This is a genomic window from Devosia sp. LjRoot16, from assembly GCF_964252795.1.
Lineage (GTDB): Bacteria > Pseudomonadota > Alphaproteobacteria > Rhizobiales > Devosiaceae > Devosia_A.
Window position 1 is genome coordinate 235,877 of the sequence record NZ_CAXUPH020000006.1, and the last position, 22,828, is coordinate 258,704.

Below are 22,828 nucleotides of genomic sequence, written 5' to 3' on the forward strand. Positions count from 1 at the left end.
GATGCGGAAGCGCCGCCCCCCTGCGATAGCGGTGAGGCAGGATGCTGCCGCGGACCTAGCCCCGCATCACCCTCATGGCCGGCCCATGACTTGCTTCAAGGTCGCCCCAATAGCCTTCACTGCTTATCAAAACTCAATATTGATCAGACCCATAGCTGAATCGACAAATCTGCAGTCACCATGGTACAGTAATGTACTTTCGAGGAGGTGTAGCATGTGGCGATATCTACTCTGTCTCGTTGGCCTTTCAACATATTCGATTCTTTCCGCCGGCGCCGCGCAAGCGGGCGTTATCGGCAGCCTGAACTCCGCTGAGGATCGAGAACTATCGGCCAAGATCGAGTCACTCTACATGGTGCTGATCGCCAATGGATCGGTGCCGGTAGAAAGGTACATTGTTCAGCCTGGAGATCGGATCGAGCAGGTACTGCGTGACCGTGGCGCAATAGAGGGGCCGTATTTCCCGCGGGTGGTCGACTCATTGACCTGCGACCTCAATCCGGATGCATGCAGCCGGGACCTGAACCTGGCGCAGCCGACCAGCAAGGCGGATGTCGTGTCGGTCGATAGCCTGCTGCAGCTCGAAATCTCGGAAGGCGATTGGTCGCGGTTAATGCCAGGCGACGAGATCCTCATTCCGGCTGTGTCGATCGATACGACCCTGTCGGCCTACGAGGTCGTCCGGCCGGCCGGGACCAGTCTCGAAGAACTCATCTCCGACAATCCCGCCTGTGGCAGCAAGGTGCTGCCGGCGGAGGATTGTCCGAGCTATGTCGACTGGCTCAACTACAGCTTCCCCGACGCTTCCGACATCAAGCTCACGAGCACGGTGCAGTTGCCCAAGCTCGACTATACCGTCGCGGTACCGTCGGACTGCGAGACGCTGTGTGCCGTGCTCAGCCGGCCAGTCGGCGTGGACGTGGTGTCGAACCGCTTCACCACCCAACCCTACAAGCTGTTCTCCAACGACCGTGAGGTCGTCTTCAGCGAGCCGCTGGTATTGCCGGTCACGCCGAACACTGTGCTGCCGGATTTCAAGGTGCTGCCGGACTTCACCAAGAGTGCCGGCAAGGTTGCCCTCCCTTCCGACGTCATCAAGCGCATGGAAATCGGCAACGAGCTGGTGAAGTCAACCAAGTGGCTCGAGCATGTGAAGGCTGCGCCCTTCTCCAGCCTGGATCAGTTCGACGAGAGCCAGATGGACTTGCTCGCCGCGATCGATTTTCCGCTCGAAGAGGCCGAAGAGCTGCGCCAGAGGATCAGCGAGACCGGGGTAATGCCCAGCGTGATGATCATCGACAGTTTCTTCGATGCCAAGCATTGCGACATGCCGGAAGACTTCGTGGTGTTCGACTGCGGCAGCAAGGTCAACCGGGACCTCGACATGTGCCCGATCATCGGCGGGGACCTCAGCAGCCTGCCGGAACTGTCGCTGGGGATGGCGCGAGCCTCAATTGCTCCGGCCGCCAACGCCTTGCCGCACTCAGACGGGCTGGTGCCTCGCGAGCGGGAGCGCTGCGGCGCGAGCGGGCGCTTCCACACCGAAACCGTGCAGAACACCGAAGTGTTCGTGCGCCCCCGGCATGGCACGCACCTGGCCGGGCTCATTGCCTCCAGGTGGGACAAGTTCGGCGTCGGCGGGATCAACCCGCTGGCCAAGATCGTCGGCGTCCAGGTCGACATGGATAACCTGACGGACGAAGGCTATGGGCGCTGGCTGCTCCGGGCCCTCGGTCGGATCATGTTCAAGCAGCAGGTTCACCTGGTGAACCTCAGCCTGGGCTTTCGCCCCGCCGAGATCGAAGACGACGGAAATGGCGAAGAACGCCGTGAGTGGCTGAGCGAGCTCATCACCAAGCACACCGGTGTGCTGTTCGTTGCGGCAGCCGGAAACGACAAAGAGCAGGAGGGCTGCGATCTCACGCCGGCGTGCCTCGCTCTGACCCGCGACAACGTGGTTACCGTCGTCGCGCTCGATGGCGCCGGCACGAAGGTTCTTGGCGGCATGAACTCGAACCCGCAATTTGCGGTCGGCGCCGGCGGCGAAGGCGTCATGAGCACGCTGCCGCTCAACCTCTATGGCACCATGCGCGGCAGTTCGCAGTCGGCGGCGATTGTCTCCGGCGCCATCAGCCTCGCCTATGCGCTCGGCGTGCGATGGACGCCGGCCGAAACGCGGGCCCGCCTCATCGCCTGCTCGACCCTCAGTCGCGACCTGATGGGAAACATGATCGGTGGGCGGATCGATGTCGGTTGCCTGATCGACAAAGATCGTGATCGGGTGGTGGACAACAACAAGGACGTCCTCGGGCTCGAGCTGATCCGGCTCACGCGCGGCGGAAACCCGGCGAGCGACCTGGCCTTCTTCGACATCAGGACGCGCCGGGTCGAGACCATCGACCTTGCCAGTATCGTCGGGTTCCAGCGGATCGGCGACGATGTGGACGATGTGGTCTTCTTCTCCCAGCCGCCTTCCGGACCGATGGACCGGCGCGAGGGAGCGATTGAGCCAGGCCAGGAACTGGTCTTTCTCGATGGTGGGCAGTTCCGCAAGATCAACGCCCGCGAAGTGGTCAAGTTCACGCGGGCGGCGAAGTGATCATGCGGGCGCTGCGCGGACTGCTGATCGTTGCCGTCCTGCTGGTTGCCGCCAAGGTGGCCGCCCAGGAAGTCTCGCTGGGCGGCGGCGCCAACCCGGACGCCCCCGCGATTGCGATCTCGGCGTTCGATATGGTCGGGGAGCATCGCGAGAAGATGGTGCGGGCGCCCGACAGCTGGTACGCGCGCGTCGCGCTGTCGATCGGCTTCCTGGCGCCCGGGTCGACCATCGTGATTGCGGGACCGAGCATCCCCGGCGCTGGCGCCGCCGAGAATCGGCTGGTCTATCCCTATCCCGACGGCGCCAGAAACGAGCAGTTGCTCTCGGGACTGGTCTACGGCGAGAAACTCACCGTCGCCGTCTATTCGCCTCAGCTGGCCTCCGCCGACCTCGCGATCTCCAAGGTGCTGCGCCAGGAGGATCCGCTGCGGCCGTGGAAATCCATCTTCGGCGATGACGACCAGACGCCTCTGCTGCAGGCCGGCAGGCCCGACCTCGAGGCCGTGTCGCATAGCATCACCTACCTCTCGATCGTCACACCGAGCTGGGACCTGGAGAACTGCTCCGGCTTCGTCGTCGGTCCGCGGACGATCATGACCAACAATCACTGCATCGCCAACCAGGCGGAGTGCGACGGCGCGACCATCGTGTTCGACTATTTCGTCGACAGGTTCGACAGCACCACGATGGGCCCGCAGGTCGGCTGCGAGGCAGTGCTCACGACCGACTACGATCTCGATTTCACGGTGGTGCGGACCAAAACGGACCTGCCTGCCAATGCCGTCGCGCTGAGCTTGCTTGCCACTGCGCCGCTCGCGGACGAGCCGGCTGTGCTGGTGCACCACCCCAATGGCCAGCCAAAGACGGTCTCGATCATCGGCTGTCTGCCTATCGATATCGCCGTCGCCGGGCGGGGAAACCCGCCAAGCTCGAAGGATTTTTCACATCGCTGCGACTCCGCCGGCGGCAGTTCCGGTTCCCCGGTGCTGGTGTCGCGGGTCGCTGGCGGAACCAACGGCTTCTGCGTCGGCGGGCTGCATCACTGGGGCTTTGAGAACTCTGGCGACTATCGCGACAAGAACCGCGCGGTCATGACCAGCGCCATCCTCGCCAGGACGAAAGCCGAGAACATCCCAATTCTGGAGTGCAACTGAGAGGTTTTGTCGTGAAGAGAAGAAGCGTTCTGATCGGCTCGGCCATCGTGCCGCTGCTGCCGTTGAGTGCCCTGGGGCAAGAGGCTCCGAACTGCGACCCCGAGGAGGGTGGCGGCGGGCTGATCACCATAGAGAAGATGGCGAAGTTCTCGCCCAGGGCGCGCAGCGATCTGCTTGAAGCGATCGTCAAAGGCTGGCGCCACGTCATCGGAGAGCAGATCATCACTCCGATCCGGGCCCAGCACTTCCTGGCGCAGATCGCCACCGAAACCGGCGGATTTGCGCGCATCGACGAGAACCTCAACTACTCGGCCAAGCGACTGCGGCAGGTGTTCAAGTCACGCGTCACCACCGCCGATGCCGAACGACTGCAGCACCGGCCGCAGGACATCGCCAACCATGTGTATGGCGGCGCGTTCGGGCGCCAGCAGCTGGGCAACACCGAACCCAATGACGGGTGGACCTACCGTGGATCGGGCTTCATGCAGCTCACCGGCCGCGACAATTTCAAGCGACGCGGCGAAAAGCTGGGTCTCAATCTGGTCGGCGATCCGGAGCAGGTGCGAAAGCCCGACACCGGTTTCAAGGTGGCGACCTCGTTCTGGGCGGCGGTGAACGCCAACCGCCCGGCCGACGCCGACGACCTCCGGGAAGTTCGCCGCCTGATCAATGGCGGCAAGAATGGCCTTGAGGAGGCAGGCGTTTGGCTCGCCCGCGCCAGGCGCAATTTCACCAACGTGCCCACGACGCCAGAGGAAGCCGACAAGTTCGACCCCTCCGAACTGCAGGCCGTCAAGTCGACGCTGGAGAAGCTCGAACTGCTGGAGCCCAATCCGGAGGAGTCCGGAAACCTGGCAGACCTGATACGCGCACTGGTGAAATTCAGGGCCGATGAGGGCTTCCCCATCCTCGATGTCGCCAACCTGCTCCCGCCACAGCAGTTGCGCGCGCTCTACGACGAGGACGTGCTGTACGCGCTGACCGATTACCAGGCGCGACTGCCGGAATAACCGGTGGCAAAAGCGGGGGGCGCTTCGTGGCTCCCCGCCTTGCGGCGTCTTACCTTTGGTCCCCGGCGCGCTGGCGCTGCAACGCCAGCGCCATGAGCGCGGCGACCACGTCGATGAGCCGCTCCGGCGCCTCCGGGCGCTCGTCCGGCTCGAACGCCAGCCCGATGACGGCGCGCTGGCCCGCCCCCTGCCCCACCGGCCAGAAATCGAAGCGTGAGGCCAGTTCCGGATAGACGCCGGCGCGCGAACCGGTCCTGCCCGCAGCCAGCGCGCGAACCGCCTCGAGGTCGGCGGCCCCCAGATCGACACCGCCGACCTTGCTGGTGAAAACCACCTCGCCCCCGGCCACCAGCAGCACTGCGGCGGGCGCCCCGAACAGCGCCGCCAGCGCCTTGCTGGTGCTCGCGGCGATCGCCTCGGCACTGTCGGCCGCCATCACCTCGCGGCTATAGTCCCTCAGCTCAATCGCCTGGCTTCTGAGCAACGCCGCGTCAGCGCCCCGGCGCTGCGAGGTGAACGCCACGGCGCTGACAATCACCCCGATGAGCAGCAGCAGCCCGATGGCCCAGATATTGGAGGGATCATCGACGGCGAGCGACAGGCGCGGCTCGGTGAGGAAGAAATTGAAGGCCAGCGCACCGAGCACCGCCGCGGCAAGCGAGGGGCCGAAGCCGAAACTGACCCCGGCGATGACGACGGGCAGGACGAAGAGCAGCGACAGGTTGGGGATCGGCCCCACCTGGTCGACCCCGACCGCCAGGGCGGTTGCGATGGCCGTCATGGCGAGCGCGGCGAGATAGCCAAGCGCCGCCCTGCCATAGGGAGAGGCGAAGGCCGACCCGGCGCCTGGAATGGAAGCGACGTCCTCTGACGCCTTCAATGCAATGTGAGCCATCTTCGACTCCTCAGCTGATCCCTGGAGCAATTCGCAACGCCGGTGGTTTCCGGCGTCAGCGCCCTCAAGCTGGTCCCGGAGACATGCGGATTTCAATGTGGAGGGAGCAGGCCTGGCATAGGGAAATCATATAGATTTGACGGGGCAAGGCGCGCCGCTGGCGGCCTGCGCCGGGTGACACCGCGTCATGTCACGCCGGCAGGCGCCGCCTGCGTTCCGCCCTTCCCTACGGGAGAACGCCTGCCGAGAACGCCGGAATGAGGCGGACGGCATTTTCCGCCGTCACCAGCTTCAGGACGTCATCCGGAAGATCCAGCGCGGAAATGCTCCAGCGTCCGGTGCCGGGCGGGTTCTCGTCGGAATACGGAAAGCACTCGTCACTTCACACTCGTGGGCGTCAGCGGCTGGCGCGAAACAACGGGTTATGATCCACATCGATCGCGACGGCACCGACCTGCCGGAACTCAACAGCTGGAGGGCGCCCGTGCCTCGTCATTCTCACTCGCCCTCCCAGGCCATTATCGTTGGCATTGACGGTGGCGGCAGCAAGACGCTGATCGCCAGCGCCGTCCGCAGCGGACAGCTGATCAGGCTGGAACGGGGCCGCGGCACCAGCCCACTCGAAAGCCCGGGCTGGCGCGAGGCGCTGGCCGAACTGGCCCGGCCGTTTGCCGGCGCGTCGGGATTGGCCGGGGTCGCGGCAGCCCTGCCGGCCTATGGCGAAGTCGAGGCGGCTTCGGCCGCCCAGCAGCAGGCGATCGGCGAGCTGTTCGGCGCGGTGCCGCAGCGCCTGCTCAACGATGTCGATGCCGCCAATATCGGCGCTTTCGCCGGCGGGCCGGGCATCCTGATCCTCGCCGGCACCGGCTCGATGGCCTGGGCGCGGGACCCGGCGGGAAACTCGCACCGCACCGGTGGCTGGGGCGAGGTCATCGGCGACGAAGGCAGCGGCTATTGGATCGGCAACCGGGTGCTCGGAGCGGTCAGCAAGGCTCTCGATGAGCGTGCCGCCCCCACCGCGCTGGTCGACGCGGTGTTCGATCGGCTCGGCCTTGCGTCCGCCGACGGGCTGAACGATCTGGTGGGCTGGGCCTCGCGGCTGGGCGAAGCGCGCATGCAGATCGCCGCGCTGGCGCCGCTCGCCCTCGCTCTCGCCGAACAGGGCGATCCGGTCGCCGGCGCCATCGTCGATGCAGCGGCCGCCGAGCTCGCCTTGCACGTAAAGACACTCGAACGACGACTCGACGCCCCAACAATGGCCTGGAGCTTTGCCGGCGGGCTGTTCGCCAGCCCGGCGCTCCGGCGAGCCGTCACCAAGCATGTTGGCCGTCCACCATCCCCGCCCCGCCTTCCCCCGGTCGGCGGCGCCCTGCTGGCCGCCGCCCAGCACCTGGGCTGGCCGATCGACGAGGGCTGGATCGATACGCTCGCGCGGTCGCTCGGCGAGTTGTCGGGGAGCTGAGACTGGCAGTCGGCGCTATGGGCGAAGGCCGGGATGACGTGGCGCGAACGGGGTGGCCGCGGCGATGACACCACGGCGGCCTTCCACAGCTCCCTGCTACAGCCTTGCCCAGATCATCATGGCAACCAGCCCTGCTGTCGTTCCCGTGACAATCGCAAGGAAGACGGTGGCGTAAAGCCACCACCGATCTATCGGTTCTCGGTCCATGTCCGCTATGACGGCCCCCAAAGCCCAGTGAGGCAGGTATCGCTTGCCGACGACGCCTGCAGGTCCTTCCGCGGCGCGAACGCGGGGACAACGCTCATAGCTTAGCGCCTGGCGCCTGTAGTTTTGCTGACAGGATGGACGCCTATGCGCCTATTTGCGCAGGCAGTCACAATCGCGGCGGGATGGAAATCAGCAGCCCAAGCGTGACGCCGATGCCGGCTGCCGTCACCATGAGGACAAAAAAAGCCGCGAGGACTGCCCACCATGAAAGCTTCGGTTCCATCCCTGCCCGATAGCACAGCGCGGCTGACAACTACCTGATCGGCAGGCCGGCCTGCCTGCGCCAGGGTGGCACCTGGGATGGGGGCGCCTGTGGCAGCGCCCCCCTCACTTTACGCCCACGCCCAAGGACTAAGCCCGCAGCTGTCGGGCTGTCTCCACGAGGTTCTGCAGCGATGCCTCGACCTCCGGCCAGTTGCGGGTCTTGAGGCCGCAATCCGGGTTGACCCAGAGCTGTTCGCCCGGGATGCCCTCCGCGGCCTTGCGCAGCAGCGCCAGCATCTCCGGCTGGCTCGGCACGCGGGGCGCGTGGATGTCCCAGACGCCGGGGCCGATCTCGTTGGGGTAGCGGAAATCGCGGAACGCTTCGAGCAGCTCCATGGCCGAGCGCGAGGTCTCGATCGAGATCACGTCGGCATCCATCTCGGCGATCGAGGGCATGATATCGTTGAACTCGGCGTAGCACATATGGGTGTGCACCTGCGTCGCGTCGGCGACGGCCGAAGCGGTGATGCGGAAGCAATCGACCGCCCAGCGGAGGTATTCCTGCCAGTCGCTGCGGCGCAGCGGCAGGCCTTCGCGCAGCGCCGGCTCGTCGATCTGGATGATGCCGATGCCGGCCGCTTCGAGGTCGAGCACCTCGTCGCGGATGGCGAGCGCAATCTGCCGGCACGTCTCAGCGCGCGGTTGGTCGACGCGCACAAAGCTCCACTGCAGGATGGTGACCGGGCCGGTGAGCATGCCCTTCATCGGCTTGTCGGTGAGCGAGGCCGCATAGGCCGACCAACGCACCGTCATGGCCTGGGGCCGCGACACGTCACCATAAATCACCGGCGGCTTGACGCAGCGCGAACCATAGGATTGCACCCAGCCGTTCTTGGTGAAGGCGAAGCCGTCGAGCTGCTCGCCGAAGTACTCCACCATGTCGTTGCGCTCGAACTCGCCATGCACCAGCACGTCGAGGCCGATCCGCTCCTGGATGCGCACCGCCCGCTCGGTCTCCGCCTCGAGGAACCGTTCATAGGTAGCCGCGTCGATCTGCCCGTGCTTGAACGCGGCGCGCTGCTTGCGCACTTCTTGCGTCTGCGGAAACGAGCCGATCGTGGTGGTGGGGAAGGCCGGCAGGCCGAACCGTTGGCGCTGCGCCGCGCGGCGGATGGCGAACGGGCTGGCGCGATTGAGTGGCAGGCTGGCGGCCGCCCTGCCCTTCACCTCGGCGCGATGGATGCGTGGCGATTGCCGATGCGACAGCGCCGCGGCGGCGCTTGCTTCGAACGCCGCCTTGGCAGCCGGACGCCCCTTCTGCATGGCGAGGGTCAGCGCCGACACCTCGCTCAGCTTCTGGGTGGCGAAGGCCAGCCACGACCGGAGCTCAGGGTCGAGCTCGGTTTCTGCCTCGAGATCCACCGGGCTGTGCAGCAGCGAACAGGACGGGGCAACTTCGAGGCGGTCGGGGCCGACGCTGTCCCACGCCTTGTTGACCAGCGCCAGCTGCCGGTCGAGATCGGCCCGCCAGATATTGCGGCCATCGATGACGCCGACCGACAGCAGCTTGTCCGCCGGCAGCGCCTTCAGCACCGCGGGGAGCTGTTCCGGAGCACGGACGAGATCGATGTGCAGCCCGGCCACCCGCAGCCCGGCGGCGAGCTCGGTATTGTCGCCGAGCGCGCCGAAATAGCTGGTGAGCATGATGCGCGGCGCCACCGGCTGCAGCACCTCATAGGCGTGACGGAGCGCCGCCCGTTGCGCCGCGCTGAGGTCGAGCGCCAGGATCGGCTCGTCGATCTGCACCCAGTCCGTGCCGATCGCCTTCAGCGTGCCGAGCAGTTCGGCATAAACCGGCAGCACGGCGTCGAGCAGGGTTAGCGGGTCGAGCCCGTCGTCCTTGGCTTTCGCAAGGCTCAGCCAGGTGACCGGACCGACCAGCACCGGCCGCGTCTCGATGCCGAGCGCCCGCGCCTCGAGCACCTCGTCGACCGCCTTGTTCGAGGCGAGGCGGAACTGCTGGCCGCGATGCAGCTCCGGCACGATGTAGTGGTAATTGGTATCGAACCACTTGGTCATCTCCATCGCCGGCGCCGCGGCGGTACCGCGCGCCATGGCGAAATAGCGCTCGGTGGGGTCGGCAAGGCTCTCGAACCGCGGCGGGATGGCGCCGAGCGTCGCGGTCATGTCGAGCACGTGGTCGTAAAAGCTGAAATCGTTGGACGGGATCACCTCAATCCCGGCGTCGCGCTGCAACTGCCAATGGCGGGCGCGCAGCGCCTTGCCGGAGGCGTCGAGGGCCCCTGCATCGATCGCCCCCTTCCAGTAGGCTTCGAGGGATTTCTTCAATTCGCGATGGAGGCCGATACGGGGAAAGCCGAGATTGGCTGAACGGGTCATGGGGTTTCCGATGCGTGAACGAGCCCGGCGCCGAAAGGCGCGGGCAAAAAAGCTGATCAGGATGGAGCCGGTCGCCGGAGCGTTTTCAGGAAAAGTTGTGAGACTTTTCCGGTTCGAAAGCGCGACAACGAAAGGCCGCCGGTTCAGCGACGCATTCGGAAGTGGTGACGATGGTTCGTCATGGTCTGGTCCTCTCGCCGATCCGCCCGATCGACTGCAAGTGCACAATCACTTCCACGGTAGGTCTCCTGGCTCGCGGGGATCCTGAACGCTCGCCTTCCCGGCTTCTCGCCAGTGGCTCGTTGAGCGCCCATCAACGCCTACAGTTGCGGGGGCAGCTCCAGACTTGGGGACCACCCCGTACCGGATTCCCTGTTATCCCCTTGCGGGGACCATGGACGGGGTGAGGTTGTCGCAGGGATGGGGCGCTGTCAACGGGATATAAAGATTTCTTTATATCCTGCCCATCACAGCGAGCTGGCCGCCCGCGCGAATTCTGTCGCAACCCATTGACGCGAATCCCGAACAGGCACACTACATCTAGTGTGTCGTGGTCACCCGGTTCGCAAGGACGGGTGATAATAGGGAAGCCGGTGCGGGCAATTGCTCCAGTCCGGCGCTGCCCCCGCAACTGTGATAGCCGGCGCTGCCGGCCAGCCAGATACCTGCCACGACAGGTTAGTTCGTCCACGGGCGGGGTGCACCGGTTGGCCGCGAAAACGCCTGGGCCAGATGCGCCTGCGCGCCGTTTCGCGACCTCGGAAAGCCCCGCTACCACTCACGGGGTTACTTGAGGCACATGTCCACCTTAGAGATCGTCCATTCCGACACCGGCCGCCCGGTCGTCGTCACCTCTCCCGAGCCGCACGCGGCCAATGCGCCGGGCTTCTCGCTGCTGAAGCGCAATGGCGGCACAGTACCGTTCGATCAGAGCAAGATTGCCGTGGCGCTGACCAAGGCGTTCCTGGCGGTCGAGGGCAACAAGGCGGCCGCCTCACGCCGGGTGCACGAGATCGTCGAGCAGCTGACCGGCGAAGTGGTGGCGGCTTTGGTCCGCCGGGCCAAGGATGGCCGGGTGTTCCATATCGAGGATGTGCAGGATCAGGTCGAGCTGGCGCTGATGCGCGGCGAACACCAGAAGGTCGCCCGCGCCTATGTGCTCTACCGCGAGGAGCATGCCAAGGCCCGCGCCGACAAGGCGGTGGCGCCCGCCGCGTCCCCCGCGATCCGCATGGCCGATGGCGCGCCGCTCGACGAAGCGCGCCTCGCCACCGTCATCGCCGAAGCCTCTGCCAGCCTCGACGGCGTGGTCGCCGAGACCATCCTCACCGAGACCCGCCGCAACCTCTATGACGGCATTTCGACCGAGGAGCTGGCGCTGGCGCCGATCCTCGCCACCCGCACCCTGGTCGAGACCGAACCCAATTACGCCTATGTCTCGGCGCGCCTGCTCAACGACAAGCTGCGCCGTGAAGCGCTGAGCTTTCTCGCCGGGCGCCCCGACCAGGCGACGCAGGCCGAGATGGCGAGCCGCTATGCCGAGTATTTCCCGGCCTATCTCGAACGCGGCATCGGGCTCGAACTGATCGACCCCGAACTCGGCCGCTTCGACATCGCCCGCATCGCCGCGGCGCTCCGACCCGAGCGCGACCAGCAGTTCCAGTATCTGGGGCTGCAGACGCTCTACGACCGCTATTTCCTCCATGCCGCCGGCACGGTGTTCGAGCTGCCGCAGGCGTTTTTCATGCGCGTCGCCATGGGGCTCGCGGTGCGCGAGATCGACCGCGAAGCCCGCGCCATCGAATTCTACAACCTGCTGTCGAGCTTCGACTTCATGGCCTCGACCCCGACCCTGTTCAACTCGGGCACGCTCCGCCCGCAGCTCTCGAGCTGCTTTCTCACCACCGTCGCCGACGATCTCGACGGCATCTTCAAGGCCGTGAAGGATAACGCGCTGCTCGCCAAATATTCCGGCGGGCTTGGCAATGACTGGACCCCGGTGCGCGGGCTCGGCGCCCATATCAAGGGCACCAATGGCGAGAGCCAGGGGGTGGTGCCGTTCCTCAAGGTGGCCAACGACACCGCCATCGCGGTGAACCAGGGCGGCAAGCGCAAGGGCGCGGTCTGCGCCTATCTCGAGACCTGGCACGTCGACATCGAGGAGTTCCTCGATTTGCGCAAGAACACCGGCGACGACCGTCGCCGCACGCACGACATGAACACCGCCAACTGGGTGCCGGACCTGTTCATGGAACGCGTCGAAGCCGGCGCCGACTGGACGCTGTTCTCGCCCGACGAGACGCCGGACCTGCACGATCTCTATGGCCCCGCCTTCAAGGCGGCCTACGAAGCTTACGAAGCGAAAGCGGCGGCCGGCCAGATCAAGGTGTTCCGGACGGTCCGGGCGCTCGATCTGTGGCGCAAGATGCTGACCATGCTGTTCGAGACCGGCCACCCCTGGGTGACCTTCAAGGACCCCTGCAACATCCGCTCGCCGCAGCAGCATGTCGGGGTGGTGCACTCGTCCAACCTCTGCACCGAGATCACGCTGAATACGAGCAAGGACGAGGTGGCGGTCTGCAACCTCGGCTCGATCAACCTCCTGGCCCATATCAGCGACAGGGGGCTCGACCTCGAGCGGCTCAAGCGCACCGTCGATATCGCCATGCGCATGCTCGACAATGTCGTCGACATCAACTTCTACACCATCCCGGAAGCCCGCCGCTCCAACCTCCGCCACCGCCCGGTCGGGCTCGGCCTCATGGGCTTTGCCGACGCGCTGCAGGCGCAGGGCATCGCCTATGGCTCGGATGCCGCGGTGGAGTTCGCCGACAGCTCGATGGAGGCGATCAGCTACTACGCCATCACCGCCTCGACTAACCTGGCCGAAGAGCGCGGCGCTTACGCCTCGTTCCAGGGCTCACTGTGGTCGAAAGGCGTACTGCCGATCGACAGCCTCGAAATGCTGGCGGTGACCCGCAGCGAGATCCATATCGACCGCACCCAGCGGCTCGACTGGGAGACGCTGCGGCAGCGGGTCAAGACGGTTGGGATGCGCAACTCCAACACCATGGCGATCGCCCCGACTGCCACCATCTCGAACATCTGTGGCGTCAGCCAGTCGATCGAGCCGGGCTACCAGAACCTCTACGTCAAATCGAACATGTCGGGCGATTTCACCGTGGTGAACGCGCTGCTGGTGCGCGACCTCAAGGCCCGCGGCCTGTGGGACGAGGTGATGATCTCCGACCTCAAATATTTCGACGGCTCGGTCGGCCAGATCGACCGGGTGCCCGACGATCTCAAGGCCATCTACGCCACGGCCTTCGAGCTCGATGCCAGCTGGCTGATCGCCGCCGCCTCGCGCCGGCAGAAATGGATCGACCAGGCGCAATCGCTGAACCTCTACCTCGCCAACCCCTCAGGCAAGGCGCTGGACAGCCTCTACCGCTCGGCCTGGAAGGCGGGATTGAAGACCACCTATTACCTGCGTTCGCGCTCGGCGACGCATGTCGAGAAGTCGACGCTGAAGGGGACGGACGGCAAGCTCAACGCCGTGGCGGTGACGCCGCTGGCTGCGGCCGCGCCGGTGGTCGATGCGGCGCCTGCGCCGAAGAAACTCGGGCTGGAAATGGCGGTGCTCGACGGTCCGGCGTGCCTGATCGACGACCCCGACTGCGAAGCCTGCCAGTAACGCCAGAAGAACCGCTCGTTCCGAGCCAGAACCCCTCATCCGGCGCTGCGCGCCACCTTCTCCCCGACGGGGAGAAGAATCTGGAGAGCGCAGTGGCCACCACTTTTCCTCTCCCCGTCGGGGAGAGGGTGGACCGGCGAAGCCGGGACGGGTGAGGGGACGCGCCACCATCCGATAGGAAATCCAGAATGTCCCTCGATTGGTCCTCAGACCTCAACACCCCCACCCCTGCCCCGCTCGCCGCGGAGGCCCGCATCGATCGTGCCGGTGGCCGTGTCTCGGTCGACGACAAGGCGATGATCAACTGTCGCGCCGACGTCAACCAGCTGCTGCCGCTGAAGTACAAATGGGCCTGGGAGAAATACCTCGCCGGCTGCAACAACCACTGGATGCCGACCGAAGTCTCCATGCAGGCCGATATCGCGCTATGGAAATCGAAGGATGGGCTCACCGATGACGAGCGCCACACGCTGAAGCGCAATCTCGGCTTCTTTGCCGCCTCGGAAAGCCTCGTTGCCAACAACATCGTCTTGGCGATCTACCGGCACCTGACCAACCCGGAATGCCGGCAATATCTGCTGCGCCAGGCCTTCGAGGAGGCGGTGCACACCCACACCTTCCAGTACATCGTCGAAAGCCTCGGCCTCGATGAAGGCGAGCTGTTCAACATGTACCGCGAGGTGCCCTCGATCACCGACAAGGCGGCCTGGGCGCTCAACTTCACCCAGCACCTCGACGATCCCAGTTTCACCACCGGCACGCCCGACACCGACCGCGCGTTCGTGCGCGACCTGATCGCCTTCTACGTGATCTTCGAGGGCATGTGGTTCTATACCGGCTTCGCCCAGATCCTGTCGCTGGGGCGCCGCAACAAGATGGTCGGCATCGCCGAGCAGTACCAGTATATCCTGCGCGACGAGAGCATCCATCTGAACTTCGGCATCGACGTGATCAACCAGATCAAGGCGGAGAACCCGCATGTCTGGACGCCCGAGTTCCAGACCGAAGTGCGCGACATGATCAGGAAGGCCGCCGAGCTCGAAGCCGCCTATAGCCGCGACACCATGCCGAGGGGCTTTCTCGGCCTCAACGCGGCGCTGTGCGAACAATACATGCACTTCATCGCCAACCGCCGCTGCGCCCAGCTCGGCCTCGCCTCGGTGTTCGGCGAGACCGAAAACCCCTTCCCCTGGATGAGCGAGGCGATGGATCTGAAAAAAGAGAAGAACTTCTTCGAGACCCGCGTCATCGAATACCAGAACGGGGGCGCCCTGAGCTGGGATTGAGCCTAAAAGGGGCGCGTTGCGGCTATGCCCGCGCGCCCCTCTGACCGAGCCTAGAGCCCGCCGACGATCAAGGTGTCTTCGGCCACCACCTCGACACCGTCGCCGCGGACCACGGTAACCTGGTAGGTGGCGCCGGGTTCGGGGATATCCGGCACGGTGAAGCTGATCTCGGTATCGGTGAAGCCGACGGCCCAGCAGACATGGACGCCTTCCTGCACCTCGCCGGGCCTCGTCCGCTCGAGCAGGATGGCCGGACGCAGATCCCTGGCGCGGAAGTGCCTGCCGCGGACGATGCCAATGTCGCCGGGCTGGAAACTCCCATCCCATTCGAAGATCTCGGGGTCGGGCAAGATGCCCGGAACCAGCACGCCTACAGCCGCCGATGGCGCCGAGGCGCTCGAGAGGATCGCCTTGCCGCCATCCTCCTTCGACCAGGCGACTGCCCTGTACCACAGCCGATGCTGTTCGGGCCGCGGCGGCGGCGTGTCCTCGAGCAGGGTCACGGCCGCGTTGATCTCGACCGGCGCCGGCAGGAGACGCTCCATCCACCCGATTTCCGGCTGGCCCTCGCCCCCGATGAGGCGATGGATGCTGATGCGCCCACCGATATCGTCGGCCCCCGCCTCGACGCGCAGCTTCACCTTGCCGTCTTCAAGCCGGGCCTCGAGCGAGGGCGCCGCCGGCGGTCTGAGGCGCGGTACGGCATAGGCGAGGCAGCCCTCGCTGGTCGCCGGCCAGGCCGATTCAATATTGTTGTGGCCGATGGCGACCACCGTGATCAGGTGCAGCACCTTGCTGCCTTTGGGCAGCTCGAGCTCGTAACTGGTCTGGGTTGCATCGATGAGGTCGACGTTCACCCGCCGGAAGGCCGTGCGGCAGGGTGCTCCTGCCAGGTCCGCTCCCCGCAGGACCCGCAGCCGGTCAAGCAATGAGGCAGTCGTCTCTCGTGAGGGCTGGTCGAGCCGGATCAGCAGCGCCGTCTCGCTGGCCTCGTAGACCGCATAGCCTGCCGCGCCCTGCGCTGGCGCCCAGCTCAAATGGACGCGGCTGATGCCCGATGGGTCAGGCAGCGACGCCCATAGCGGCACTTCGCTTGCCGCCAGGGCGGGCACCGGCGGTGGTTCCGGATCGATCACCTCGACCGATTTCGGCGCCGACCAGGGGCTGATGTTGAACCCCACGAGCTCCCTGGCATGCATGAAGGCCTGGCCACGGCCGACCACCTCGTACCAGCGCCGGGTCACGCCGAAGAACTCGAGGTCCAGCACCGTGCGTGCCCGATAGAAGCGAGTGCCGCTGCTGCCCAGAGCAGCATCCTGCTCGGCGCCGAAGGCGCAAGGTACGAACAGCGGGCTCAGCGCCGTCAGCTCCACGCCGGCGACCGGCGCGGGTTCCTGCGCGCCTTCCTCGAACTTGAAGGCGGCGCCAAAGACACCCGAGCCGAGGCCATCCCTGAACGCGCCGCTGAGCTCGATGAATTTCGGGCTTCGCTCCTTCCAGTCCCACGAGAACTCGACCACCAGGCTGCCGTCGGAACCGAGCTGAACCGATCGCAGTTCCGGCGCGCACGGCGTTTCGGGGGGCGAGGCGACAATGGTTTCCGCAGCGATGTCGGCCCAGCGGCCGAAAATATCCCCGACGGCAATCTGGTAGTGGTAGCCGGGAGCACCGCTGGTCTGCCGACGGGGTATCCGGTCGACCGCCATGAGCTTGTCGTTACCCGGCGCCAGGCCCGCGGCCAGCGGCACATAGCCACCACCCTGCAGGCGCCGCAGGTTGAGGTATTCGAACACGTCTGGGTTGGGGACTGGCGCCTCCACGTGATACATTTCGCGCCGGACGATGGCATGGCCGCAGGCGAACCTGCTGGCAGCGTTGCCGACCGTATCCTGGGCGTGCGGTGGACGGTCCCACATGACATTGATGACATCCACCCCGAACGCATCGAGGGCCCCTCCCCGCTCCACCTGGAAGACGCGCGCCTCGAGCCCGGTCGCCGGATGTGGACGGGGCAGATCGTAACTGACGTCCACTATGTCCGCGAATTCGAGCCGGCGGCCCGAGAACTCGTACTCGGCGGTGATCATGTAGCGGGAAAGCGTCTCGTTCCCGATCGGCGTCGCCGTGCCGAACCCCAGGGCCAGCGAGGCCCAGGGATCCGTCGCTGCTGCCAGGAGGGCAACGCGCCACGGATACCACGTACCGGACGACCGATCGGCAGCGGCCGCGAACGCCCCCTCCGTCAGGGCCCGAAGCTCAAATCGCTCCGGTGGATTGACCGCGAAGCTGTAGTGCGGCTGACCCGAGGCCAGCATGTCCCGCAGCCCCTCTCCCAGCCGCCCGCGGACGACATCGTCGAGATAGGCGTCGCGATCGATGGGGGACCAGCCCTCGAGCGACGGCACGGTGGCATAGTCGAGCCGGTGGCGGGCCTGCTCGTAGGCCCCGTCCATGATCGGGAGGGAGCACTCCTCGATCAGCTCCCACATCCCGTCGTCATTGGCCAGCTGGGCTTTGAGACCCGGCCGGTGATCGTTCTCATGATAGACGCGGAATGGACCGACGGGCATGCCGGCCTCAGGCTGCGTCATCCAGCGCAACTGGACGGTCGGCGTCTCGATCGCCACCTGTTCCGTCTCGCGGTAGAATTCGACGCCGGTTGCATTGAGCATGCCGTTGCGGCCCGTTGAAATGACCCTCATGGCCCCTGCTCCTGGCTGGGCTGGGCGAGATCGACGCGCACCAGCTCGAACGGTTGCGCCGCATAGGTCGCGCCCAGAAACGATGGCAGCCGCGCCACCTCGGCGATGAGTTCTCCCGCCTGCCCCGCCGGCAGGCGGATGAGCGTGCGCGTGCCGGACGCCGAGCGGACGATGTCCGCTGCCCGCTGGCAACGCACCTCGACCCATGGCCTGGCGACAAGCCGCGACTGCGGGTTCGCGGCACCGCCCTGCTGCGGCGTCCTGATCTGCCGCCAGACCGGCTCGACCGTCTCGATCAGCACGCCGATCGGGCGGGCCTCGGGCGTTCCGAACGCTCCCTGCCAGATCACCGTCACCCGGTTGGCCGTCCGATCCTGTTCCGGGTTGAACCAGCCCAACGTGCGCAGGGCGGCCTCGAACAGGCTGTCGGCGACGAGGCCCGGCGCGAGGCCCGCAATCGGTGCTGTGTCGGAGGCAAACCAGTGCCCGATGGGCGCCTTTCGCACGTCTTCGGCCAATGCGCCGAGGCTGGGATAGCGCGAGGTCTTGAAGTTGTGTCGCCGCGAGCGCGACTTGCCGCCCGCGACCAGTTCGAACACATACTCCGTGCTCGGCTCGAGCGCGTTGCGGATGATGGTCTGCTGGTGGCGGTTCTGCAGCGTGAACGGCACGCAGGTCAGTTGCGGCAGCGACGTCAGCATCGCCTCGAAAGGCGAGGAGATCACCGCCGGCACCAGCTCCATCAGCTCCGCCAGGGGGATACCTGCCGCGCCCGAAGGCGGGTGCTTGCCCGATGCCGCCAGCACCCTGACGGCGAGTTCGGCGTCATAGGCCTTGAACAGCTTGCCGACCCGCGCTGACGAAAACAGGATGGTGATCGGGTCGAGATAGAAAAGGGCTTCATCCTCGTTGGGCGCCGTGGCGAGCACCCATGCATCGATGTTGGCCGGCGGCTCCGTGTCGGTCTTGAAGCGATAGCTCTGCTTCATCGTCCGCGGCCAGTTTTCCGCCGCGATGTCGGCCGGACGAGGCGTCGCTACAGGCTGGTTCTTGTCGTTGAACGCGCCCGTTTCGGTGGTGTACTCGACCGTCACCTTGTATTCGGCGCCAGGTTTGAGCAGCACCTGCCTCGACGCATCGAAATTGAGCGCGCCGCTCACGGCCTCGATCTCCGTCGCCTGGCGCTTCTCGTCGAACTGGCGCCGCAGATACTCGCGCTGCGTCACGCTCTCGATGGCGACGAGCCCGAATGAATATTCGTGATACGCGTCTGTCCACCCGATCTCGACGGCATGGGGAACCGCCTCGGGATCGATCGGGCAGTCGAAATAGAGCAGCGTGCTTTCGTAGAAGCGCTGGCTCATGTCGGTGTTCATCTGGCCGCCGTCGAACAGCCGCGACGTCTCGGCCGCCCATGGCGTTCCGGCCTCCCGCCACTCTTCGGGCAACGCGGCGAGGTCGACGAGGCGCTTCGTCTCCATCCGGGTGCCATCGATTTCCCCGATCACGGCGCCATTCGCATCGAACAGGCGGAAGACCAGGTGCTTCACGTCGCCCTCCTGCAGATAGATCAGCCCGCGCAGGGTGCGGAACCCTTCGCTCTCCAGCAGCAGGGAATTGGGCAGCGACAACGATCGGCCGGGAAACCACTCCTCGAGCAGTTGGAGGACCTCTCCGTCCTCCGAACAGGGCTTCAGCTCCAGCCCGGTCCAGGGCGCCGCGATGGCGCGATTGCCCGCGCTGTTACCGATCACCGTCGCCGGGGTCACGGCGAACAGCGTGTCGGCAACCGCATAGCCACTTCGCCAGGTCTCGCGCACCGTCAGCTGGGTATAGGCTGGGGACGAGCGGGACGTACCCTGTTTGTCCGGCATCACCTGCCCCTCGAGCACCCAGCCTTTCGCCGAGCCACCCGGGTGCTGGCCCAGCGCCGTCCACAGCACCGGCCGCTCCTCGGCGACCGGCGTGCAGAGTTCGCCCCAGCGGCGGATGAGGTCCGTGCGCTTGACCTCCGACGGCTCGGACGCAATGGGCGCGGGGTCGATCGATGGCGTGAGCAGCGCCAGCTGCAGGTCGCTGCCATCGTCATACTCACCCGAAGGCGGGTGCCGATCCCACCAGGCGAGCGGCGCCGTCTCCTCCAGGTCTGCCGCGAGGTCAGAAATGCTCAGCGACTTCAGCCCATAGCGATAGAGCTGGCCGCCGCGCTGGATCCACTTGCCCGCAGCGATTGGCGTCGGCAGCGCCGTCTTCCCGAGGAACCTGAAATCGTCGGGCACAAAGGCGCGGCTCTCGAAATGGATGACCGGCACCGTGTCGATCGGCACCGACAGAACCAATGCGCCCTCCCCTTCCACGGCATCGCCCAGCGATGCATCGATCGGTCGGTCCGCCCCGGTGCCCTGAAGCAACGCCGGAGAGGCGCTCATCAGCGATAGTTTGCGGATCAGCCGGGGCGTCGGCGGCGGCACGGGCTCGCCTCTGCCGAACGACATCGTCACGCAGCCCTCGACGTCAAAGAACAGGAACTCGACCTTGCCGCAGACCGTCGCGGTGAACTGGAACGCATCGTGCGACAGCATCACCCTGGCTTCGGCCGATACGCCGATGCCCACGATGAACAGGTGCAGTTCCCCTTTGAGCGTGATGCGCCCGATGGCGAAGATCGACGGGGTGAAGTTGACCCCGAGGTCGACGCTGGCTGCCACCCGCGTATAGAGCCCGATCTCCTCTGCTCCCCACAGGATCGAGGCCCGCACCCCCGCGGCCACCGCAAACCCCGGGAGCGACCGCAGCGGGAAATGCCGGATGCCGTTGCCGCGGATCACGATGTATCCGTCCGCCTCGAACCGATTGAGGAAGCTGATGCTGACCGGCACGCCCGGCGGCTGGTCTTCCGGAAAGCCGCCGATATCGAGCGCCCAGTCGGTGATGTCGCCAAAGCTGAACCGGGCGCTGGCCGGAACCCGCACCTTGAGCAGGCCGCCCCAGCTCTGCTCCGCCACGAGGCCGACCGCGAGCTGCTCCGGCGTGATCTCGACCGCTGCCAGGATGCTGCCCTGCGCGTCAAACCGCCCGCGTGGACTGAGAATATCGGCGCGCATCGGCAGCATGATCCGCGGCCCCGGCAGCTCGAGGATCAGCACGCCCTTGCCGTTGAACAGCAAGCCGCCCTCCAGCGTCCCGAGGGCTGCCCCCACGCCGAAGGCCAGGTTATCCGGATTGTCGCCGCCCACCGGCCGCCATTGCTCGGCGTCAGTTGGCCGGAACCCGGAATTGGTCACCCAATCGAGCGCCGTCTGGCCATCATTGATGGCCGGCTCATAGCGAATGCCGAGAAGGCCTGAGATCTCGTAGAGCCCCAGGCCCGAATTGGCGATCGGCATCGGGACGGGCCAGCCCACGCCGATCGAGGCGTAAAGCGCCATCTGGCCGTTTCGGTTCGCATAGGCCAATTGGCCGTTCAGCCTGAGGCTGAGCGGCTCTGGCAGGAACAGGTCGATGCCGCCGACGAGGGCGTCGTCGCCGACCGACAGATAACCGCTGCCCCTGAGCGGCCCCGCATCGAGATGTACCGCCAGCGCCGAAATGCCGCCCTTCGCCCCTGCCCGGTCGATTTCGACGAAGGCCGTGGTGCGATCCACCGTCACGATGCCCAGGTTGAGCTTGGGCACCAGATCGATCTCGATCCGCAACGGGTTTTCCTTGGCGACGCGCGCCCGGTCCGGTTGCAGCAGATCGCCCAGCGGCCCGTTCGGCACCTCGAAGGCGCTGGGATCGGAGAGGTCCAGGCTGAAGCCGCGCGTCGGGTCGAACACCGGCTGCAAACCGTCATCGCCCACAAACGCCAAGCTGAAGCCGATGGCCTTCTGCCGCACCTTCAGCGGACGCCGGGTCTTGATCACCTTCATATCGAGATCGAACTCGGTCTCGATATCGAGAAAGAGAAAGGCTTCGTCGCCGGCGCCGACCAGTCGCAACTCGCCGCCCAGCACGGTAACGGCGCGCGCCTTGAAGATCCCGGCCGCGACGATCGGCGTGATCAGCCCGGCGGTCGCCCCGACCTTGACCAAGCCGCTGGCGCCCGGCGCCAGCGCACCGGCAAACATCGGCGCGAACACCGCATAGGCGCCGGCGGCATCGCCAAGCGTCCCCGCCTTGGTGCGCCACAGGAAATCGCTGTCCCCCGCCCCCCGCAACTGCAGCGAGACCTCCCAGTGCGCCGGCGTCGGAACGAGGCGCGCCAGGTACCCGATCCTTTCGGGCGCATCGGGATCATCGCTGCCAAAGAACCCGGCGATCCGCTCGCGCAGCTTCACCTCTCCCGACAGTTCGAGCAGGGTGACGACGCTGTCGAGGAGGCGGATTCGCCCCTTGATCTGGTCGAGGAACGCCGGCCGTTGCGCCGGCTCCGACCGCGGCTCCAGTTGCGCCTCGCCGCTCAGCCCGGCATTGCCGCCGAGCCCGATCTCGAACCCGGCCGCCATGCCCTTCATGGCGAGCGCCGGTATCCCCGGTGGCGTCACGTAGATCCTGAGCTCCGGCACGACGATCTTCGGCGCCGCGCCCAGCTCGACCCTCCCCCGCTCCATGCCGATGGCAACCGCCTCGCCCGGCCCGACCACCGCCAGCGGCGGGGCCATCGTCACTTCGACGACGCCAGCCGGTGGAAACAGCGGATCGAGCCGCACTACGGCATCGAACCCCGGGATCACCAGGGTCAGGTCCGGGAACACCAGGCTGACGTCGCCGCCGGTCCGCCGCGGAGTGCCGTCGGCGTCCGGTTGCGCCGCGGTAAGGCCGGGCAGCGGCAGCTTCGGGGTCACGAGCTTTATCGCCACCTCCTCGCCACCCGGAGCCGCTCGGATGGTGAAGTCGAGCGGCGCCGGCAGCGGCAGGACAATACCGCCCCCGCCATCGCCCTGCCTCGACACCTCGACGCCGCCGGACGTGAGCCCCAACCCGCGCGGCACAGCGAAATGTGCCTTGCCGGAGCGCTCGCCCAGGGCATAGCCGGGCTCGGGCACCAGATCGGCAAGCAGCTGGCCGTTGCGCGACGTCGGATCTGGAGCGGCGCCGAACTGGCCGATCGCCTCCAGCAGGTTCTGCACCGCCATTTCGACCTCGCGACGTTGGATCAGCAGGCCCGAAGCAG

General features: G+C 66.2%; 10 protein-coding genes and 2 riboswitches. Of the genes, 6 read left to right on the forward strand and 4 right to left on the reverse strand.

Annotation, left to right across the window (positions count from 1 at the left end):
• The first annotated feature begins 85 nt into the window (after positions 1-85).
• From ACSQ23_RS25175 to ACSQ23_RS25185, 3 genes are read left to right on the forward strand one after another with little or no spacing between them, the layout of a single operon-like run.
• Positions 86-2,599, forward strand: coding sequence for a S8 family peptidase (locus ACSQ23_RS25175; protein ID WP_436092275.1), 2,514 nt, complete (start codon positions 86-88; stop codon positions 2,597-2,599).
• A gap of 2 nt (positions 2,600-2,601) precedes the next feature.
• Complete coding sequence (locus tag ACSQ23_RS25180) at positions 2,602-3,753, forward strand: trypsin-like serine peptidase (RefSeq protein WP_436092276.1); 1,152 nt, start codon at positions 2,602-2,604, stop codon at positions 3,751-3,753.
• 11 nt (positions 3,754-3,764) lie between these two features.
• A complete protein-coding gene (locus ACSQ23_RS25185) occupies positions 3,765-4,763 on the forward strand; it encodes a glycoside hydrolase family 19 protein (protein WP_055883642.1) in 999 nt (332 codons plus the stop codon).
• A gap of 49 nt (positions 4,764-4,812) precedes the next feature.
• Here ACSQ23_RS25185 and ACSQ23_RS25190 read toward each other — a convergent pair whose 3' ends face one another.
• Positions 4,813-5,658, reverse strand: a complete 846-nt coding sequence (locus ACSQ23_RS25190; RefSeq protein WP_436092277.1) for a DUF4118 domain-containing protein — start codon at positions 5,656-5,658, stop codon at positions 4,813-4,815.
• A gap of 424 nt (positions 5,659-6,082) precedes the next feature.
• Between ACSQ23_RS25190 and ACSQ23_RS25195 the strand changes: the two genes are divergently transcribed.
• On the forward strand, positions 6,083-7,120 hold the full coding sequence (locus tag ACSQ23_RS25195) for an N-acetylglucosamine kinase (protein WP_436092278.1): 1,038 nt from the start codon (positions 6,083-6,085) through the stop codon (positions 7,118-7,120).
• 618 nt (positions 7,121-7,738) lie between these two features.
• Here the strand turns inward: ACSQ23_RS25195 and metE are convergent.
• Positions 7,739-9,991 carry a 5-methyltetrahydropteroyltriglutamate--homocysteine S-methyltransferase gene (metE, locus tag ACSQ23_RS25200; RefSeq protein ID WP_436092279.1) on the reverse strand — a complete coding sequence of 751 codons (2,253 nt, stop codon included), beginning with the start codon at positions 9,989-9,991 and terminating at the stop codon, positions 7,739-7,741.
• Between the two features lie 221 nt (positions 9,992-10,212).
• Positions 10,213-10,403: riboswitch (cobalamin riboswitch) on the reverse strand.
• Between the two features lie 122 nt (positions 10,404-10,525).
• Positions 10,526-10,678: riboswitch (cobalamin riboswitch) on the forward strand.
• A gap of 112 nt (positions 10,679-10,790) precedes the next feature.
• Here metE and ACSQ23_RS25205 point away from each other — a divergent pair.
• Both ACSQ23_RS25205 and ACSQ23_RS25210 read left to right on the forward strand, forming a co-directional pair.
• Positions 10,791-13,685, forward strand: a complete 2,895-nt coding sequence (locus tag ACSQ23_RS25205; RefSeq protein ID WP_436092280.1) for a ribonucleoside-diphosphate reductase subunit alpha — start codon at positions 10,791-10,793, stop codon at positions 13,683-13,685.
• Between the two features lie 188 nt (positions 13,686-13,873).
• The gene (locus ACSQ23_RS25210; protein WP_436092281.1) at positions 13,874-14,971 is read left to right on the forward strand and encodes a ribonucleotide-diphosphate reductase subunit beta; all 1,098 of its coding nucleotides are present in this window, start codon (positions 13,874-13,876) and stop codon (positions 14,969-14,971) included.
• Positions 14,972-15,021: 50 nt separating this feature from the next.
• Here the strand turns inward: ACSQ23_RS25210 and ACSQ23_RS25215 are convergent, their stop codons facing one another.
• On the reverse strand, positions 15,022-17,673 hold the full coding sequence (locus ACSQ23_RS25215; protein ID WP_436092282.1) for a hypothetical protein: 2,652 nt from the start codon (positions 17,671-17,673) through the stop codon (positions 15,022-15,024).
• Positions 17,670-22,790: a hypothetical protein gene (locus ACSQ23_RS25220; protein WP_436092283.1), complete on the reverse strand. Its 5,121-nt coding sequence runs from the start codon at positions 22,788-22,790 to the stop codon at positions 17,670-17,672. The genes ACSQ23_RS25215 and ACSQ23_RS25220 overlap by 4 nt, the downstream gene beginning before the upstream one ends.
• Positions 22,791-22,828: the final 38 nt, after the last annotated feature.

What these genes read in the sequence shown, in the direction of transcription:
- ACSQ23_RS25175 (WP_436092275.1), top strand. Translation starts at nt 86, where the DNA reads ATGACTTGCTTCAAGGTCGCCCCAATAGCCTTCACTGCTTATCAAAAC.
- ACSQ23_RS25180 (WP_436092276.1), top strand. Translation starts at nt 2,602, where the DNA reads ATGCGGGCGCTGCGCGGACTGCTGATCGTTGCCGTCCTGCTGGTTGCC.
- ACSQ23_RS25190 (WP_436092277.1), bottom strand. Translation starts at nt 5,658, where the DNA reads ATGGCTCACATTGCATTGAAGGCGTCAGAGGACGTCGCTTCCATTCCA.
- ACSQ23_RS25195 (WP_436092278.1), top strand. Translation starts at nt 6,083, where the DNA reads ATGATCCACATCGATCGCGACGGCACCGACCTGCCGGAACTCAACAGC.
- metE (WP_436092279.1), bottom strand. Translation starts at nt 9,991, where the DNA reads ATGACCCGTTCAGCCAATCTCGGCTTTCCCCGTATCGGCCTCCATCGC.
- ACSQ23_RS25205 (WP_436092280.1), top strand. Translation starts at nt 10,791, where the DNA reads ATGTCCACCTTAGAGATCGTCCATTCCGACACCGGCCGCCCGGTCGTC.
- ACSQ23_RS25210 (WP_436092281.1), top strand. Translation starts at nt 13,874, where the DNA reads ATGTCCCTCGATTGGTCCTCAGACCTCAACACCCCCACCCCTGCCCCG.
- ACSQ23_RS25215 (WP_436092282.1), bottom strand. Translation starts at nt 17,673, where the DNA reads ATGAGGGTCATTTCAACGGGCCGCAACGGCATGCTCAATGCAACCGGC.
- ACSQ23_RS25220 (WP_436092283.1), bottom strand. Translation starts at nt 22,790, where the DNA reads ATGGCGGTGCAGAACCTGCTGGAGGCGATCGGCCAGTTCGGCGCCGCT.